Below are 18,214 nucleotides of genomic sequence, written 5' to 3'. Positions count from 1 at the left end.
CGTAATATTATAATTTTTCACCAGCATATTTGATTAAAATATGACCACTTCTGCGATTTGTAGCAAGTGGAATATTGTGAACGTCGCAAATGCGAAGAAGTGCGTTGATATCAGGTTCATGAGGCTGAGCGTTTAATGGGTCGCGCATGAAAATTACATAATCTACTTTTTCAGTTGCTACCATAGCACCGATTTGTTGGTCGCCACCTAAAGGACCAGACATCATAGTTTCAACATTTAAATTATATTTTTCGTTGATTAATGTACCAGTTGTGCGAGTTGCTACAAGATGAAATTGTTTTAAGACATCAAGATGATTGCCAACAAATTCAAGCATTTCTTCTTTTTTCTGGTCATGGGCAATTAATGCGATAGTTTTCATAAATTTAACACCTACTTAATAATATAATTCCTTTTCATTTGTTATGGAACAAAGAAAAGGAATATAGGAGAAATAATAAAACATAAAAGGATTTCCATATATTAATCTTCTTTGTATCGACATAAACATCTAAAGGATATTATAAGTATAAACTATTTGACTTTTTTGGTAAAGAAAAATTCAGGTAAAATAATTGCAAGATAAGGTATTAATAAATTTAATAGCTTGTTATATAATATTACTTTAAAGTGTTGATAGAGCATATTTATTGCGGTATAATTATAAAAAATGAATTATATTCATATTTTGAAGAGGTGTGGGTGTGTATCCTATTAATTTAATTTTGGATAATAAGCCTTGTGTAGTCTTAGGTGGCGGACATGTAGCACTGAGAAAAGTAAAAGGTTTATTAGAGGCAAAGGCAAAAGTTACAGTTATCTCTCCTCAAATAGTGGAAGGTTTGGCTAAATTAGTGGAAACAAAATCTATAATTTGGCAAAAAAAATGCTATGAACAAGGAGATTTAACTGATTTTATTTTGGCTATTTGTGCTATAGGCAATGAAGAAATAAATGCACAAGTTCGAAAAGAAGCAAATCAAAAAAAAGTGATATTAAATGTAGTTGATAGATTAGAATTTTGTGATTTTGCTTTGCCTGCAAAAATTAGAAGAGGTGATTTATTAGTAACTTTTTCAACTAATGGAAAATCACCAGCATTATCTAGATATTTGCGTTGTAAAATGGAACGAGAATTTGACGAAACATATGCAAATTGGTTAGATAAATTAGTGCAATTAAGAAAAGAAGCTATTGAAAAATTGCCAACAAGTGATGACCGTGAAATCTTTTGGCGTAGTGCGTTAAGTGATGATGTGATGGAACTTGTAAGGGCTAAAAAATATGATGAAGCGGAGGCGAGCATAAGAGATGCAATTAGTGGTTTTAGGGCTTAATCATAAAACTGTATCTGTAGAAGTACGTGAAAGATTTGCCATTTCTGTTGACAATATTAATAAAGGATTACATCATTTAGATAATTATAATGGAATTAGTGAAGTTGTAATTTTATCTACTTGCAATCGCACAGAAATCTATGCTGTTGTAGATGATGCAAATGAAAATATGCAAGATGTAAAAGAGTTTTTCTTCACGCTTGCAGGAAGTGATGATGCAAAAGATGAGTATTTTTATTATCATGTAGATAAAGATTGTATACGTCATTTATTTGCAGTAGCTTCTAGTTTGGATTCACTTGTTATTGGTGAAGGTCAGATATTGAGCCAAGTGAAAAAAGCTTATTCAATGGCAAGAGAAGCTCAAGCGACAAGTACAATTTTAAATACTTTATTTCACCGTGCGATTACGACTGGAAAAAGAGTACGTACAGAAACTAGAATTGCTTATAATGCAGTATCTGTTAGTTATGCCGCTGTACAATTAGCTTTAAAGATTTTCGGCAGTCTAGAACATAGCAATACGCTTATTTATGGTGCAGGTCAAATGGCGGAACTCACTGCTCGTAATTTAATGGGCAAGGGTGCTAAGAAAATTTATGTAGCTAATAGACATTTTGATAAAGCACAGGAGTTAGCTAGTCAATTTGGCGGTGAAGCAGTAGGTTTCCGTGATGCTTTGCGCAAAGCAAATGATGTAGATATTGTAGTAACTTCCACAGGAGCACCTCATTATGTAGTAAAACCTTGGGAAACACAATTATTCATGTCTAAACGTAAAGGTAGACCGCTTGTCATCATTGATATAGCAGTGCCTCGTGATGTTGACCCAGATGTAGCAGAGATAAAAGGCGTAGAATTATATAATATTGATGATTTAGAAGCTGTAGTTGAAGATAATATCAAAGAACGTGAATATGAAGCATATCAAGCTCAAAAAATTATTGATGAAGAAGTAAATTCAATTTTAGAGCGTTTTCAATATTTATCTTGTCAGCCAGTAATGGCTCGTTTATCAACAAAAGCGGAGCGCATTCGTCGTCGCGAAGTGAAACGAGCAATGACAAAACTTGGCGATTTAACTGAAAGTCAAGTTAGAGAAATTGAACATATGTCACATATGATTGTTCGTAAATTATTGCGTGAGCCAATGATTAAGTTAAACAGTTTTGCAGGAACACAACAAGAAGATTATTATGTGAATGCTGTAACTAAGTTATTTAAAATAGATGTATTAAAAGAGAGGGAATAATAGTGCGTAAAAAGATTGTTATTGGTACACGTAGCAGTAAATTAGCATTATGGCAGGCAGAATATGTGGCAGATCGCCTACGTAAACAATATGAAGGTTTGGAAGTTGAATTGATGCATATTGTTACTAAAGGCGATAAAATTCTTGATGTGCCACTTGCTAAAATCGGTGGCAAAGGATTATTTACAAAAGAACTTGAAGTAGCAATGTTAGAAAAACGTGTAGATTTAGCAGTACATAGTTTAAAAGATATGCCTACTGTATTACCAACAGGATTATCTTTGACCACTATAACTAAGCGTTTAGATTGTGGAGATGCACTAGTTAGTCCAAAATATAAAACTTTAGAAAATTTACCACAAGGGGCTAAGGTAGGAACTTCTAGTCTTCGTCGCAAGGCTCAATTATTAAAAGCACGACCAGATTTAGATATTCATAGTCTTCGTGGAAATGTAAACACAAGACTTCGTAAATTAGAAGAAGAAAATTTTGATGCTATTGTTTTAGCAGTAGCAGGGCTTAAAAGATTAGGCTTTGGTGATAAAATAACACAGATTATTCCTCGTGAAATTTGTCTTCCAGCTGTAGGTCAAGGTGCTTTGGCTATAGAAACTAGAGAAGATGATGAAGAAATAAAACAAATGCTTGAATTTTTGCATGATGATAAAACAGCAGATGCGACAAAAGCAGAACGTAGCTTTTTGGCTCGTGTGGAAGGCGGTTGCCAAGTGCCTGTTGGTGTCTATGCTCAAGTTGAAGATGATGATAATTTGTCTGTAGAAGCTGTAATTGGTTCTATTGATGGCAAATGTATAATCCGTGATAAAATCATAGGTTCAAGAGCTAATGCCAAAACTTTAGGAAAAGATTTAGCTGAAAAACTTTTGGCAAATGGCGGATTAAAAATCATGCAAAGTCTAGGTTTATGTTGCCCTGATGAAAATGCCCAATAAGTAATTGGGATTATAATATCTTTTGGAGGTTCTTATCAATGAATGGAATGGTTTATTTAGTAGGTGCAGGTCCTGGAGATTATCGCCTAATTACTTTAAAGGGAAAAGAATGTTTAGAAAAAGCAGATGTAGTTATTTGTGATTATTTAGCAGATAAACGTTTGATGGCTTTTGCTAAAGATGATGTAGAATATATCTATGTAGGTAAAAAAGCTGGCAATCACGCAATGCGTCAAGAAGACATTAGCCAACTTATCGCTGATAAAGCGAAAGAAGGAAAATGCGTGGTACGCTTAAAAGGTGGCGACCCATTTGTATTTGGTCGTGGCGGTGAAGAAGCAGAAGTTTTAAAGAAAAATAATGTAGCTTTTGAAATCGTACCAGGTATCAGCTCTGCTATTGCAGCACCTGCTTATGCGGGTATCCCTGTAACTAATCGCAAAGTTGCAGTATCTTTTGCTGTAATCACAGGTCATGAAGACCCAACAAAAGGAAAATCCGATATAAATTGGGAAAAATTAGCTACAGCTGTAGATACTTTAGTATTTTTAATGGGTGTAGGTAATTTACCACATATCACAAGTCAATTGATAAAATATGGAAGAAGTGCAGATACACCAGCAGCTTTAGTGCGTTGGGGTACAAAAGCAGAACAAGAAGTATTAGTAACTACAGTAGGTAATGCTGTGGAAGATGTAAAAAAACATAATTTAAAACCACCAGCAGTTTTTGTAGTTGGTAATGTAGTAAATTTACGTCAGACAATTCAATGGTTTGATAATAAGCCGTTATTTGGCAAAAATATCTTAGTTACAAGAGCGCGTGAACAAGCTTCTAAATTGACAACAGCATTAGAAGATTTAGGGGCAAATTGTATAGAAGCTCCAGCTATAAAAATCACAACTCCTGATGATGATTTTGCAAGTTTAGATAAAGCTATCGCTAAAATCGGTGAATATGAATGGATTATTTTCACTAGTACAAATGGTGTAGATAGATTTTTCGCTCGCTTAAATGAAAAAGGATTAGATGTACGTAGCTTAAGAGATGCTAAAATTGCAGCTATCGGTACAGCTACTGCAAATAAATTAAAAAATTATGGTATCATTGCAGATAAAGTACCAACAATGTTTATGGCAGAAGGTATTTTAAATGTCTTAAAAGATGATATTAAAGAAGGCACAAAAGTCTTAATACCTAGAGCACAAAAAGCTCGTGAAGCTTTACCAATAGGACTTCGTCAATTAGGTGCTGTTGTAGATGTAGCAGAAACATATACTACAAAAATGGCAGATACAAATAAAGAAGAAATAAAAGCTTTATTAAAAGAAGATAAAGTAGATATGGTAACTTTTACAAGTTCTTCTACCGTGGAAAATCTTTTAAAATTAATTGATGAAGATAAATCTTTATTAGATAATGTGGCTAAAGCAAGCATTGGCCCTATCACAGCCAATACTTGTAAAAAACATGGGCTTACAGTTGATGTAGAAGCCGATGTATATACTATAGATGGTTTAGTAGCAAAAATAAAAAATTTTGGATGGTGACTATTGATGAAACTCAATACTTTAAGACCACGCCGTTTGCGTTTAAATAGCGCTGTTCGCGACATGGTTCGTGAAAATTCTTTATCTGTAAAGGATTTAATTTATCCTATCTTTGTGGTTGCTGGTGAAAATGTAAAAGAAGAAATTCCTAGTATGCCAGATGTATATCATCTTTCTGTAGATAATGCAGTAAAAGTAGCTAAAGAAGTTTATGAACTTGGAATTCCAGCAATTGAAGTTTTTGGTCTTCCTGAATATAAAGATGAAATAGGTTCTAGTGCATGGGATTTAAATAGCCCTGTACAACGTGCTATGCGTGCAATTAAAGAAGCTGTGCCAAACCTTGTAATTGTTGGTGATGTATGCCTTTGCCAATATACAACACATGGTCATTGCGGTCAGCTTTGTGGTCATGAAGTAGATAATGATGCTACTTTAAAATTGTTAGCAAAAGTTGCTGTAAGCCAAGCTCAAAGTGGTGCAGATATCATTGCTCCATCTGATATGATGGACGGCAGAATTGCTGTAATTCGTGAAGCTTTAGATGAAGCTGGCTTTAAAAATGTATCTATCATGTCTTATGCAGTAAAATATGCTTCTGGATATTATGGACCATTTAGAGATGCAGCAGATTCTGCTCCTCAATTTGGTGATAGAAGAGCTTATCAGATGGATCCTGCTAATAGCCGTGAAGCTATGAAAGAAGTGGAACTTGATATGGAAGAAGGAGCAGATTTCATCATGGTAAAACCTGCTTTATGTTATCTTGATATCGTTCGTCAAGTTCGCGATAAAATCGATCGTCCTATAGCTGTATATAATGTAAGTGGTGAATATTCCATGGTAAAAGCAGCAGCCCAAAATGGCTGGATTGATGAAAAACGCATCGTTATGGAAACACTTCTAAGCATGAAACGTGCAGGTGCAGATATCATCATCACATATCACGCTATTGATGTAGCAAAATGGTTAAAAGGCTAAAAACTTGTTCATTTCTTTGATGGCAAAGAAACGAACCAAAGAAAACCACCGCAGATAAAATTTGAACTTTGAACATAATTATCACTTCATACAACGCTTAGAAACTCGCTTCGCTCAAACATTCAGACTAAAACCGTATTCAGTGATAATTATGTTCAATAACCTAAAGGTTACCATTCAAATTTTATAATGCGGAAAAAATAGTACGGTATTATTAATAAATACCAAATATTCCCGCGTTAGCAGACTTTTACGGTAGCTGAAAGCTATTGGCAAAGATAAAATTAGGGCTACGGTTTTAGCTCTACTGTTTGAGCGAAGCGAGTTTAGAGCGTTGTAGACATAATTTTATCTTTGACAAAGTAAAATCAATATCGCGGGTGGTTTTTCTTTTTGGTTCATTTTTCTTTTGACTAAAAGAAAAACGAATGAGCGAACACTTGTAATAATTCTTTTTTTATGCTAAAATATCATTCATGAGCAGTTTCTCATGTAAGACTGCGGTATTCGGGTCTCGCGCAATGGAGACTCATGAACCCCGCCAGGTCCGGAAGGGAGCAACGGTAAGTGATCATCTTCATGTGCCGTGAGGGCGCCTGAATACCGTGTTCTTACCTGAGAAGCTGTTTTTTTTATATCCAAAAATAGGAGGGGAGCATTTATTATGGCTTATATGGCACTTTACCGAAAGTGGAGACCACAAGATTTTTCGGATCTTATAGGCCAAGAACATATCAGTGAAACTTTATCTAATGCTATAAGTACAGGTAAAGTAGCTCATGCATATTTATTTTCTGGACCACGTGGTACAGGGAAGACAAGTACAGCTAAGATTTTGGCGAAGGCTTTAAATTGTGAGCATGGACCGACACCAACACCTTGTAATCAATGTGTATGTTGTCAAAAAATAAATGATGGTTCATTCATGGACGTTTTTGAAATAGATGCGGCTTCCAATCGTGGTATTGATGAAATTCGTGATTTACGTGAAACAGTGAAATTTGCTCCTGTAGATGGTAAATATAAAGTATATATCATCGATGAAGTTCATATGTTGACGACAGAAGCTTTTAATGCTTTGCTAAAAACATTAGAAGAACCACCATCTCATGTTGTATTTATTTTGGCAACAACAGAAGTGCATAAGGTGCCAATAACAATACAATCACGTTGTCAAAGATATGATTTTAAACGCATAACCAAAGATGATATCTTAAAACGACTTGTGCTGATTACTGATGAGATGGGGCTAAATGCAGATAAAGATGCATTGTCTATTATTGCTATTCAAGCAGATGGCGGTATGCGTGATGCACTCAGTTTATTAGACCAATGTCTTGCTTTTACTAAAGATGAACTCACTGTTACACAAGTGAGAAAAGTATTAGGGCTTGTAGGTCATGATTGGATATGGCAGATAACAGATGCTCTAGCTAAAAAAGATAGTCAAACGATTTTAACTATCCTTGATGAAGTAATAGCCCAAGGTAAAGAAATAAAACAATTATTGAACGAATTAGTATTGCATTTTCGTTCGATTATGCTCTATAAAGCTTCAAATAAATTATTAAGTTTAAATATGTATTTTGAAGATGAAGAGATATTATCTCGCCAAGCTAAAGAATTTACGCATGACCAGATAATGCAAATTATTCAAAAAATACATGAGGCTATTAATGAAATAAAATGGGCAAGTCAACCTAGAATAACGGCAGAAGTTTTATTTTTAAAATTATGCTGGCAAGGCGAAGCTGAAAATAATAATTCAGAGAAAATAATGCCGATGATGAATAATATGCCTGCAATAAATAACAAGGGTGCTTCAGAGGCAAAAATAATGGCTCTAGAACAGACTGTTTCTCGTTTAGATAGAATAGTCAAAGCACTTAGTAGTCAGTTGGCTAATATGCAAGAGCAGTATAAATCAGCTCCGATAACGAATGCGCCAATGATGAATACTTCTGTAGAGCCAAGACAAAATACAGTAAAAAGAGCTTCAAAAATAGTTAAAAATGAGCCAGTGCATACTAATATAATGCCGATGGAAAATGCTGATGCTACAGCTATTTGGCAAAATGTATTGGCAGGGCTTAATGCTCGTCGCAAAAAAGTTGTAGTGGCTTGTGTAAATAGAGCACTACCTTATCGTATAGCAGATAATCAATTTTTTATCCATTTTGATAGCCCATTTTTACAAGCTCGTACAGAAAAAGATGATTATCGTTTATTGATAGAAGAAGTATTAGAAAATGTAACAGGTCATAATTTGCGTTTAGTCTGTACTTGTGGAGATTTAAAGATAATGCAAATGCCACAGGTTAATACTACTTTAAATAATAATGTTGATAAAGTACAGGAAATAAAAGCGCCAAAAGTAACAATTCCTATGATTGAAGATGAGGATGTATTGCCACAAGGTGATTATCAAGCAGACATTCCTATGCCTACAGATGAAGATTATGTAGATATAGCGCCAACAGATGTGGATTATGATAATATGACACCAGAAGGTAAACATACATTACAGACTGCGATTGAGATTTTTGGTGGAAAAATAATTCCTGAAGATAATAAATAATAGATAATTGACGATTTTATTTTATTTTGATACTCTAAATAGAGAAAAATATTTTATATGGAGGTATTTTGATGTTTAATCAAGGTAATATGGCTGGCATGATGAAAAAAGTTCAGAAAATGCAAGCTGATATGAAAAAAATGCAAGATGAACTTAAAAAGAAAACTGTTGAAGTAAGCGTTGGTGGCGGTGTTGTTAAAGTCGTTATGAACGGTGAAAAACAGATGCAGTCCCTTGTTATTGATAAAGCTGCAGTAGATCCAGAAGATGTAGAAATGTTACAAGACCTTATTTTATCTGCTGTAAATCAGGCTATGGTAAAAGTAGATGAAATGATGGCTAGTGAAATGAGCAAATTAACTAGTGGTTTAAATCTTCCTGCTGGATTATTCTAATGAGATATATTGAGCCTATGGCTAAGCTAATTGAACATTTTCGTGCTTTACCAGGAATTGGTTCAAAGACAGCTGTACGCTTAGCATATCATATTTTAGACATGGAGCCTGCCCAAGCAAAAGCCTTGGCGCAGGCTATTATTGAAGCTAAAGAAAAAATTGGCTTTTGCAGTTGTTGTTTTAATCTCAGTGATACAGACCCTTGTGCTATTTGCACTTCTCCAAATAGAGACCATTCTATTATTTGTGTAGTAGAACAGCCTAAAGATGTAGTGGCTATGGAGCGTATGCGAGATTATAAAGGCGTTTATCATGTATTGCATGGAGCTTTATCGCCAATTGAAGGAGTAGGGCCAGAGGATATTCATATCAAAGAATTATTAAATCGTCTATATGATGATAAAGTAAAAGAAGTTATCATGGCTACTAATCCTAATATTGAAGGCGAAGCAACAGCTATGTACATTGCCAAATTATTAAAACCACTAGGTATAAAAGTAACAAGAATTGCTCATGGACTTCCTGTTGGTGGCGATTTAGAATATGCAGATGAGGTAACTTTAGCTAAAGCTATTGAAAATCGTCGAGAAATGTAAGTTCATTTAGAACAAAGGTTGTGATTTTATGGTTGAATCTACATTAGTTATTGCTTTTTTTGTGGGCTTATTGATTTTATGTGTATTCACTAAAATTTTTTCTATGCCACTAAAAATCTTATGGAATTGCATTTATAATAGCATAATAGGTGCTATCGTTTTATATATTATAAATTTCTTGGGATTTGTATACATTCCGATTAATTTTATAACGGCATTGATAGCAGGGATATTTGGAGTACCAGGAGTATTGGTATTAGCAATTTATTCTATGTTATAAGAGCTACAGTTTTGGCTGTAGCTTTTTTTGTAGGCAAATTTATAAATAATTAATTAGATAATTGATTGATTATGCTTTATATGTTAAAATAACTATTAATTAAATAAAAAATAACTATTAAAAAAGAGAGTGTGTATAATGAATTTCAAAAAAATATTAGCAATTGTGATGGTGTGTGTTTTTGCTTTTAGTGGTATTGGCATGGCAAAAGCAAAATCTGGCGGTGGCGGGTTCAAAGCTCCAGCTAGTACAACAAAATCTTTAACACCTTCTACAAAATCAACAACAACTACAACACCAAAAACTGATGCACCAAAGACAAATGCTACAGAAGCACCTAAGTCCAATGCAACTACAAATAATACAACAAATAATGCAAGTACAAATACTGCAAATAAAACTAACACTACTACAAATACAGCAAACAATCAGCAATCTGGTAGCCGTTGGGGTAGTGCTTTAAGAAATATTGGTTTATTTGCTGGTGGTATGTTCTTAGGTAGCATGCTCAGCAATATGTTTGGTCTTGGCGGATTTATGGGTGATATTTTAGGTTTAATTGCCAATGTGGTACTTATCGGTATCGTAGTAATGGTAATTATGGCTATTTATCGTAAACTTTTTGGCAAAAAAAATGAAACTAATGCTTATGCTAGCAGTAGATATGATGAAAATAATTTCCGTTGCCCTAATTGTGGATGGATGGCACCAGATAGAAATAATCCTCCAAAATTCTGCCCTGAATGTGGAAACCGTTTAAATGGTGCAAATCAAAATGAATATCAACAATATAATCAATATACAAATGAACAAGATGCGGAATATACAGAGTCTAAAAGTGGTAAAATAATAGATATTACACCACCAAAAGATAAGGATAAATTTTAATTAAATAATGATTTTATCTATAAAAGCGACACTATTTAAAGGTGTCGTTTTTTATTTTTTAGATAAAATTTGCCTAGATGTGATAAAATGAAAAATGTGTATATTTAGGAGGCGATAATTTTGAATGTATCACAAGCACAAAAAGGAAGAACTTATCTTGTAAAAAAAGTAAATTTAGAGGGAAATATTGAACGTCGTTTAGAGATGCTCGGCATGACAGACCAAGTAAAACTTATGGTTTTAAATAAAAAAAATCAAGGTGCTGTAATTATAAAGGTACGTGGCACTCGTTTTGCCATAGGTAAAGAAATAGCAGATGCTATAGAAATCGAGGAAATAGAAAATGAGTAAAGATGTTCATGTAGCTTTTATTGGTAATCCTAATTGTGGGAAAACTACTTTATTTAATGCTTATACTGGTGCGCATTTAAAAGTTGCCAATTGGCCCGGTGTAACTGTAGAAAAAAAAGAAGGTGCAATGCAATTTCACAATGAAAATTATAAATTAGTGGATTTGCCAGGTATTTATAGTTTGACTTCATATACTATGGAAGAACAAGTATCACGTCAATATATATTAGATGATGAAGTCGATATAGTTGTTGATGTGGCAGATGCTTCTTCTTTAGAGCGAAATTTGTATTTAGCATTGCAACTTATTGAATTAGGTAAGCCAATGGTTCTAGCTTTAAATATGATGGATATTGTTGAAGAGCGAGGCATGGATATCGATTTTCATAGATTGCCAGAAATGCTAGGGATACCAGTAGTCCCTGTCAGTGCTAGAAAAAAACGTGGTCTGGAAATCTTAATGCATGCAGTTGCTCATCATCAGGGTGAAAAAATTAAAGATAAAATAGAACATCATCATGGTGAAGAAATTTTAAATCGTAAACATAGACATAATCATCATAAAGATTGTGTAGTTGTTTATAGTGATGAGATTGAAGATAAGATAGATATTATCGAAGAAGCTCTCGTTGAAAAATATGGTCAATTACCTAATTTGCGTTGGCATGCAATCAAAGAATTAGTACAGGATAAAGAAATTATTGAAAAATATCCTTTAGATTTGCCTGATGTATTGGATAGAAGTTATGAAAAAGATATCATCAAGCAAAAATATGATTTTATCGAAGAAATAATACAAGAAGTATTAGTAAATAAAGATAAAGAAGCACGTTCTACAGATAGAATAGATGCTGTGCTTACTGATAATGTTTGGGGTATTCCGATTTTCTTGGCTATTATGGCATTTATTTTCTTTTTAACTTTTACTATAGGTGATATTTTTAAAAATTATTTAGTAGAAGGAATAGATATTGTAAGCAATGATTTGATGGCAATATTGAATTCTATAGATGTCAGTCCAATTATATCGTCATTGTTAATTGATGGGGCTATAGCTGGTATTGGTGGTATATTAGCATTTTTACCGAATATATTTATTTTGTTCTTAGCTTTAGCTGTATTAGAAGATAGCGGATATATGTCGCGTGTGGCCTATGTCATGGATTCAGTAATGGGCAAAATCGGTTTATCTGGTAGAGCATTTATTCCTTTATTATTGGGATTTGGTTGTTCAGTGCCAGCAATTATGGCATCAAGAGCTTTAGAAGACCCGAAGGATAGATTGCGTACTATTTTAGTAACGCCATTTATGTCATGTAGTGCTAGACTTCCAATATATATTTTATTTTCAGGAATGTTTTTCCCAGAATATGCGATGTTTGTAGCTTTTTCTATGTATGTAATCGGCATAGTTATGGCGATAATTATTGCTAAAATCTTTTATAAGGTGAGCGATAAGAGCGATAAAAAAGTATTGTTGATAGAACTTCCAGAATATAAATCACCAAATGTAATGTCTATATTTTTATATGCTTGGGAAAAAGTTAAATCATATTTAGCCAAAGCTGGTACAACTATTTTCGTAGCTTCAATAATTATTTGGTTTATTTTAAACTTTAATTTCTCCGGTATGGTAGATATCAGTGATAGCTTTGGAGCTCAAATTGGTCGATTGATAGCACCTATTTTAGTTCCTGCTGGACTTGGTTTATGGCAGATTGCAGTGGCTTTGATATCTGGTATTGCAGCAAAAGAAGTTGTTGTAGCAAGTTTGAGCGTATTGTATGGTATTTTAAATATCAATTCAGCAGAAGGCATGAATACTTTAGTTGGTCAATTAGCACAAGTTGGTTTTCATGAATTAAATGCTTATGTTTTGATGGTATTTTGTTTATTATATACTCCATGTATAGCTAGTATTGTAACTATAAAAAAAGAAACTAATTCTACAAAATGGACTTGTTTTGCAATATTTTTCCAATTATTGATTGCATATTTAGTAGCCGTTATTATCTATCAAGTAGGTAGCAATATTTTATATTAATATTTAATTTTTGTTTGAACAGTGTTTATGAGAGTTTAATTATTTATAAAACTCTTGTAACACTGTTATTTTTTTTATTAAATATATGGGAATAGTGCTATAATCAGTGTTATTGAGAGCAATTTTCATGATATAATATAAATAAAAGTATGATAAGTAAAGGTGTAAAGATGAATTTGAAGTACAAGTTTTTTGATTATTTGCCCCAAGAGGCAAAAGATATACGCACAGAAGTATTTGTAAATGAACAAAAATTTGAAAATGAATTTGATGATATAGATGATATTGCGTATCATTTAATTATTTGGGAAGGAGAAAAAGCTATAGCAAATGCGAGATTATATCGAGAAGATAATGAGAAAAGTTCATATATAATTGGCAGATTAGCAGTGCTTAAAGAATATCGTAAATGTCATATAGGCACTAAATTGATGAATTTATTAGAGGAAAAAGTGAAAGCTTTATCAGGTGAAAAAATAAGTTTATCTGCACAATGTAGAGCGAGAGCTTTTTATGAAAGTTTAGGATATAAAGCAAGTGGAGATATTTATTTAGATGAATATTGTCCGCATATACATATGGAAAAATTAATAAAGTAAAGTTTAAATAGTATGGATAGAGAATGAAGAAAGGGTATGATTTTGTGAGGATTGTTGGTATTATAATTATCATTTTGGTATTGGGTTTTTTTGGAGGCTATGGCATAATGCAATCGCAGATAGATGACCAAAAAGAATTTAAAGGAGTAAAAAATGTTATTCCTATGGATAATAGAACAGAACAGCAAATTGAACAGCATGATGTAAAAGTGGAGAAATCAGGAATAATATCAAAGGAACAAGCTGAAATTATTGTTTTAGAAAATGCAGATATGGAAGCTAAAGATATCAGTCGATTAAAGACTAAAATAGAAAATTATTATGGTAAAGATATTTATGATATAGAATTTTATGCTGATAATAAAGAATATAATTATAATGTAGATATGTATGGCGGAGAAATTTTAGCAATGGATTATGAGATTGATAAAAAATATTATGCCAAATTATCTGGAAAACCAGTAGATGAAGCTGGTGCTATTGAATTAGTAAAAGCACAAATTCCAAATTGTACTACAGGTGATATTAAATTGAAATTAGAACATGATGATGACTATTTACAATATGAAGGTAGAGCACAAGTAAATGGCATTTTATATGAATTTACCATAGATAAAAATACAGGAACTTTCGTAGAATGGAAATGGAAAAATCATAAATAAAAATAAGCTATAGCAAAGTAAAATTTTAATTGCTATAGCTTATTTTTTATAGACTAATCTTAGCCTTTTACAACGATATTTACAAGTTTTTTAGGAACGCTGATTACTTTAACGATAGTTTTACCTTCGATTAAGCCTTTGATTTTTTCATCAGCAAGAGCGATTTCTTGTTGTGCTTCACGAGTAGCAGAGGAAGATACCATTATTTTGCTACGTAATTTACCATTTACTTGAACAACAACTTCAACTTCATCAGCAATAGTAGCTTTAGGGTCGAATGTTGGCCATGTAGTATGATGTACGCTACCTGTTTGACCAATTTGTTGCCAAAGTTCTTCAGTAACATGTGGTGCAAATGGTGCTAAAAGTTTAATTAAGTTAATAACTACTTCGCGAGCAAGACCTGCATTTAAGTTGCCATCTTTGAATACATAGAAAGCATTTACAAGTTCCATGATGGAGCTAATTGCAGTGTTGAAAGTACCACGAGTACCGATATCTTCAGTTACTTTTTCAATAGTAACATTTAAAATACGGAATAATTCTTTTTCTTCTTTAGTGAGTGCTTTTACATCAAAAGTTGGATTTTCTTTAACTTTATCAGCATAGGAAAGAATAATTCTCCATACACGCTGAATGAAACGCCAAGCACCTTCAACGCCTTGGTCACTCCATTCAAGGTCACGTTCTGGTGGAGCAGCAAATAAAATAAAGAGACGAGCAGTATCTGCACCATATTTTTTGATGATTTCTTCAGGAGATACAACATTTCCTTTAGATTTACTCATTTTAGAACCATCTTTGATAACCATACCTTGAGTTAAAAGGTTTGTAAATGGTTCATCAAATTCTACAAGACCTGCATCTTTTAATACTTTTGTGAAGAAACGGGAATATAATAAATGCAAGATAGCATGTTCAATACCACCGATATATTGGTTAACAGGGAGCCAATAATTGATAGCATCTTTGCTGAATGGAGCTTTATCATTGTGTGGGTCAGCATAGCGCATATAGTACCAGGAAGAGCAGATGAATGTATCCATAGTATCTGTTTCACGTTTTGCAGGTGCACCACATTTTGGACATGTGCAATTTACGAAATCTTCAGCTTGAGCAAGTGGAGAAGTTGCACCAGTTTCAAATTTTACATCTTTAGGTAATTTTACAGGTAATTGTTCTTCAGGAACGAGAACTTCACCGCAATGAGGGCAGTAAATAATAGGAATTGGAGCACCCCAATAACGTTGACGGGAGATGAGCCAATCACGTAAACGATAATTTACACGACGTTTGCCGAGGTTATTTTCTTCGAGCCAATCAATCATAGCTGTGATAGCTTTACGATTATTCATGCCAGTGAATTGACCAGACTCTACAAGTTCACCATCTTCAACGTATGCATTTTCCATAGTTTCAAGTGTTAAATTATGTTCTTTATTTTGAATAACAATTTTCATTGGTAAATTGTATTTTTTAGCGAACATAAAGTCACGTTCATCATGAGTAGGAACACCCATAACAGCACCAGTACCATATTCAAAGAGAACATAGTTTGTTACCCATACAGGAACTTTTTCGCCATTGAATGGATTTATAGCATAAACGCCTGTGAACATACCTTTTTTCTCAGATTCACTAGAAGTACGTTCGATTTCATTCATATTGTGTACTTCTTCAATGAATTTCAAGATTTCTTGTTCGTTTTCTTTGCCTTTGATGAATTTTTTTACAAGTGGATGTTCTGCTGCAAGTACAACATAAGATACACCAAATACAGTATCAGGGCGAGTTGTATAAACAGAAATTTTTTCATTGTAATCAGGTACATCAAAGCTAAATTCAGCACCTTCACTGCGACCAATCCAGTTATCCTGCATGATTTTTACGCGGTTTGGCCAGCCTTCAAGTTTATCAAGGTCTTTTAATAATACATCAGCATAATCTGTGATTTTTAAGAACCATTGTTCAAGGTCTTTTTTCACTACTGTATCATCACAGCGCCAGCATTTACCATCAATAACTTGTTCATTAGCAAGTACAGTATGGCAAGTTTCACACCAGTTAGCAGAAGCTTTTTTCTTATAAGCTAAGCCTTTTTTATAGAATAATTCAAAGAGCCATTGAGTCCATTTATAATAATCTTCATGGCAAGTAGCAACTTTTCTATCCCAGTCATAAGAAAGACCCATTTCTTTTTGTTGACGAGTCATATTTGCCATATTATTTTCAGTCCAGTCAGAAGGACTAACGCCATGTTTGATAGCTGCGTTTTCAGCAGGCATACCGAATGCGTCAAAGCCCATTGGATGAAGTACATTGAAACCATTCATAGTTTTATAACGAGCAATAACATCACCGATGGAGTAATTGCGAACATGTCCCATATGTAAATTACCAGATGGGTAAGGGAACATTTCAAGTACATAATATTTTGGTTTGTTTGGGTCCATATTAATCTGGTAAGCTTTTGTTTCGTCCCAGATTTTCTGCCATTTTTTTTCAATGGATTGAGGACAATATTTTTCCATAAAATTAACACTCCTATACTATTTTTGGACATTAAAAAAGCCCCTGGCAAAATGCCAGGGACGAATTATCGCGGTACCACCCTGATTGATAACAAAAAGTTATCCTCTTTAAAATCTTAACGGGATTAGCGGTGCTTTTGCACTCCTCCACAGCGAGTTCAATTACATGATTATAGGCTCGCATCAACCGCCTACTTTCTGAAAAATCCTTAAATAATTTACTACTCTGTATCATTGGATTTGAATTTGATATAAACAAATATCATTATACTTAGCTATAATATTAAAGTCAAGTAATATTGTTACATTGTTAATTTTTTATATAATTAAATACCTGATATTTTATAGGTGTATAATTGAGAAAAAATAGAAAAAAATTGAGAATATAGCAGTTTTTAAAATTGATTTCCTACTAAAATAATAGTAAAATATTTATGAGGTGATTTTGATGAAAGTGTCAACAAAAGGTCGATATGCATTGAGAACAATGATTGATTTAACAGTTAATAATACAGGTAATCCCATTCCGTTAAAAGATATTGCAACTAGACAGAATATAAGTTTGAAATATATGGAACAGATAATTTCTTTATTGATAAAAGCAAAATTAGTAAAAAGCGTGCGAGGAAATAATGGAGGTTATTTATTAGCAAAATCTAGTATGCAATACACAGCTGGCGATATTTTGCGAGCAGCTGAAGGAGATATGGCTCCAATTGCTTGTATTGAAAAAGATCATTGTAATTGTAATAGAGCTGATTATTGTAGTGTATTGCCATTTTGGTTAGGTTTGAATAAAGTAATAAATGGTTATTTAGATAGTGTTACTTTATCAGAATTGGCAAGACAAGCTAAAGAAAATAATGCAATGATTACTTGCCAACAAAATGAAAAAGAAAATAAAAAAGATAAAAAATAATCCTTAGTATTTATGCTGAGGATTATTTTATTTTACCAAATGCGAGCGTAAAGCCCCTAAATTTATTTATGGGGATATAAGCTCGCTAAAAAACAATGATTCGATATCATTGTTTTTTATTGTATTATATTTTTAATAGTTATATAATACTTTTATGAAATATAAATCAAATAATAATATAGTATATTCTTGTAAATATCATGTAGTATTTTGTCCTAAATATCGTAGAAAAGTGTTGAACAATGGTGTTGATGAACGATTAAAGGAGTTGATTAATAATATTTGTCAGGAGCTTCAC

At 33.1% G+C, this 18,214-nt stretch carries 18 protein-coding genes, 1 other RNA gene and 1 other annotated feature; of the genes, 17 read left to right on the top strand and 2 right to left on the bottom strand.

What is annotated here, in order from left to right:
* Positions 1–7: 7 nt before the first annotated feature.
* Positions 8–382: a methylglyoxal synthase gene (locus tag F553_RS0108025; protein ID WP_008539837.1), complete on the bottom strand. Its 375-nt coding sequence runs from the start codon at positions 380–382 to the stop codon at positions 8–10.
* Positions 383–704: 322 nt separating this feature from the next.
* Here F553_RS0108025 and F553_RS0108020 point away from each other — a divergent pair, with 322 nt between their 5' ends.
* From F553_RS0108020 to F553_RS0107955, 15 genes are all read left to right on the top strand, one after another.
* On the top strand, positions 705–1,337 hold the full coding sequence (locus tag F553_RS0108020) for a precorrin-2 dehydrogenase/sirohydrochlorin ferrochelatase family protein (protein WP_018999704.1): 633 nt from the start codon (positions 705–707) through the stop codon (positions 1,335–1,337).
* Positions 1,312–2,589, top strand: a complete 1,278-nt coding sequence (gene hemA, locus F553_RS0108015) for a glutamyl-tRNA reductase (RefSeq protein ID WP_018999703.1) — start codon at positions 1,312–1,314, stop codon at positions 2,587–2,589. The genes F553_RS0108020 and hemA overlap by 26 nt, the downstream gene beginning before the upstream one ends.
* Positions 2,589–3,542 (top strand): hydroxymethylbilane synthase, encoded by a 954-nt coding sequence (hemC, locus tag F553_RS0108010; protein WP_026296979.1) that lies wholly within the window; start codon positions 2,589–2,591, stop codon positions 3,540–3,542. Before hemA ends, hemC begins: the two co-directional genes overlap by 1 nt.
* 38 nt (positions 3,543–3,580) lie before the next feature.
* The gene (gene cobA, locus F553_RS0108005; protein WP_018999702.1) at positions 3,581–5,092 is read left to right on the top strand and encodes a uroporphyrinogen-III C-methyltransferase; all 1,512 of its coding nucleotides are present in this window, start codon (positions 3,581–3,583) and stop codon (positions 5,090–5,092) included.
* Between the two features lie 6 nt (positions 5,093–5,098).
* On the top strand, positions 5,099–6,073 hold the full coding sequence (hemB, locus tag F553_RS0108000) for a porphobilinogen synthase (RefSeq protein ID WP_008539842.1): 975 nt from the start codon (positions 5,099–5,101) through the stop codon (positions 6,071–6,073).
* A 505-nt stretch (positions 6,074–6,578) separates the two neighbouring features.
* An RNA gene (gene ffs / locus F553_RS12330) (signal recognition particle sRNA small type) lies at positions 6,579–6,678 on the top strand.
* Between the two features lie 59 nt (positions 6,679–6,737).
* Positions 6,738–8,651 carry a DNA polymerase III subunit gamma/tau gene (gene dnaX / locus F553_RS0107995; protein ID WP_018999701.1) on the top strand — a complete coding sequence of 638 codons (1,914 nt, stop codon included), beginning with the start codon at positions 6,738–6,740 and terminating at the stop codon, positions 8,649–8,651.
* Positions 8,652–8,722: 71 nt separating this feature from the next.
* Entirely contained in the window at positions 8,723–9,046 is a 324-nt protein-coding gene (locus tag F553_RS0107990) for a YbaB/EbfC family nucleoid-associated protein (RefSeq protein ID WP_008539847.1), read from the top strand.
* A complete protein-coding gene (gene recR / locus F553_RS0107985; RefSeq protein ID WP_018999700.1) occupies positions 9,046–9,642 on the top strand; it encodes a recombination mediator RecR in 597 nt (198 codons plus the stop codon). The genes F553_RS0107990 and recR overlap by 1 nt, the downstream gene beginning before the upstream one ends.
* Before the next feature lie 28 nt (positions 9,643–9,670).
* Positions 9,671–9,922, top strand: coding sequence for a pro-sigmaK processing inhibitor BofA family protein (locus F553_RS0107980; protein WP_008539849.1), 252 nt, complete (start codon positions 9,671–9,673; stop codon positions 9,920–9,922).
* A gap of 138 nt (positions 9,923–10,060) precedes the next feature.
* The gene (locus F553_RS0107975; RefSeq protein ID WP_018999699.1) at positions 10,061–10,810 is read left to right on the top strand and encodes a zinc ribbon domain-containing protein; all 750 of its coding nucleotides are present in this window, start codon (positions 10,061–10,063) and stop codon (positions 10,808–10,810) included.
* Positions 10,811–10,930: 120 nt separating this feature from the next.
* Entirely contained in the window at positions 10,931–11,161 is a 231-nt protein-coding gene (locus tag F553_RS0107970; protein ID WP_008539851.1) for a FeoA family protein, read from the top strand.
* Positions 11,154–13,205 (top strand): ferrous iron transport protein B, encoded by a 2,052-nt coding sequence (gene feoB, locus F553_RS0107965; RefSeq protein ID WP_018999698.1) that lies wholly within the window; start codon positions 11,154–11,156, stop codon positions 13,203–13,205. The genes F553_RS0107970 and feoB overlap by 8 nt, the downstream gene beginning before the upstream one ends.
* Before the next feature lie 170 nt (positions 13,206–13,375).
* Complete coding sequence (locus tag F553_RS0107960; protein WP_018999697.1) at positions 13,376–13,804, top strand: GNAT family N-acetyltransferase; 429 nt, start codon at positions 13,376–13,378, stop codon at positions 13,802–13,804.
* Positions 13,805–13,911: 107 nt separating this feature from the next.
* Positions 13,912–14,466, top strand: coding sequence for a PepSY domain-containing protein (locus F553_RS0107955; RefSeq protein WP_018999696.1), 555 nt, complete (start codon positions 13,912–13,914; stop codon positions 14,464–14,466).
* A gap of 59 nt (positions 14,467–14,525) precedes the next feature.
* Here the strand turns inward: F553_RS0107955 and leuS are convergent, their stop codons facing one another.
* Positions 14,526–16,997, bottom strand: a complete 2,472-nt coding sequence (gene leuS / locus F553_RS0107950) for a leucine--tRNA ligase (protein WP_018999695.1) — start codon at positions 16,995–16,997, stop codon at positions 14,526–14,528.
* A 53-nt stretch (positions 16,998–17,050) separates the two neighbouring features.
* Positions 17,051–17,241: a binding site (T-box leader), on the bottom strand.
* Positions 17,242–17,445: 204 nt separating this feature from the next.
* Here leuS and F553_RS0107945 point away from each other — a divergent pair.
* Both F553_RS0107945 and F553_RS12325 read left to right on the top strand, forming a co-directional pair.
* Positions 17,446–17,916, top strand: coding sequence for an RrF2 family transcriptional regulator (locus F553_RS0107945; protein ID WP_008539857.1), 471 nt, complete (start codon positions 17,446–17,448; stop codon positions 17,914–17,916).
* 154 nt (positions 17,917–18,070) lie between these two features.
* The coding region (locus F553_RS12325; protein ID WP_208854020.1) for a transposase at positions 18,071–18,214 on the top strand (144 nt) is incomplete at its 3' end.

Source organism: Megamonas rupellensis DSM 19944, assembly GCF_000378365.1.
Taxonomy (GTDB): domain Bacteria; phylum Bacillota; class Negativicutes; order Selenomonadales; family Selenomonadaceae; genus Megamonas; species Megamonas funiformis.
The sequence above is the reverse complement of the archived record's forward strand: the minus strand, read 5'-3'. Positions and strand labels throughout refer to the sequence as shown.

Bases quoted from the DNA above. Each gene is read 5' to 3' on its own strand.
- hemA (WP_018999703.1), top strand. From the start codon at position 1,312: ATGCAATTAGTGGTTTTAGGGCTTAATCATAAAACTGTATCTGTAGAA.
- feoB (WP_018999698.1), top strand. From the start codon at position 11,154: ATGAGTAAAGATGTTCATGTAGCTTTTATTGGTAATCCTAATTGTGGG.
- F553_RS0107980 (WP_008539849.1), top strand. From the start codon at position 9,671: ATGGTTGAATCTACATTAGTTATTGCTTTTTTTGTGGGCTTATTGATT.
- F553_RS0107945 (WP_008539857.1), top strand. From the start codon at position 17,446: ATGAAAGTGTCAACAAAAGGTCGATATGCATTGAGAACAATGATTGAT.
- leuS (WP_018999695.1), bottom strand. From the start codon at position 16,997: ATGGAAAAATATTGTCCTCAATCCATTGAAAAAAAATGGCAGAAAATC.
- F553_RS0108025 (WP_008539837.1), bottom strand. From the start codon at position 382: ATGAAAACTATCGCATTAATTGCCCATGACCAGAAAAAAGAAGAAATG.
- recR (WP_018999700.1), top strand. From the start codon at position 9,046: ATGAGATATATTGAGCCTATGGCTAAGCTAATTGAACATTTTCGTGCT.
- F553_RS0107975 (WP_018999699.1), top strand. From the start codon at position 10,061: ATGAATTTCAAAAAAATATTAGCAATTGTGATGGTGTGTGTTTTTGCT.
- cobA (WP_018999702.1), top strand. From the start codon at position 3,581: ATGAATGGAATGGTTTATTTAGTAGGTGCAGGTCCTGGAGATTATCGC.
- dnaX (WP_018999701.1), top strand. From the start codon at position 6,738: ATGGCTTATATGGCACTTTACCGAAAGTGGAGACCACAAGATTTTTCG.
- F553_RS0107955 (WP_018999696.1), top strand. From the start codon at position 13,912: ATGCAATCGCAGATAGATGACCAAAAAGAATTTAAAGGAGTAAAAAAT.
- hemB (WP_008539842.1), top strand. From the start codon at position 5,099: ATGAAACTCAATACTTTAAGACCACGCCGTTTGCGTTTAAATAGCGCT.
- F553_RS0107990 (WP_008539847.1), top strand. From the start codon at position 8,723: ATGTTTAATCAAGGTAATATGGCTGGCATGATGAAAAAAGTTCAGAAA.
- F553_RS0107960 (WP_018999697.1), top strand. From the start codon at position 13,376: ATGAATTTGAAGTACAAGTTTTTTGATTATTTGCCCCAAGAGGCAAAA.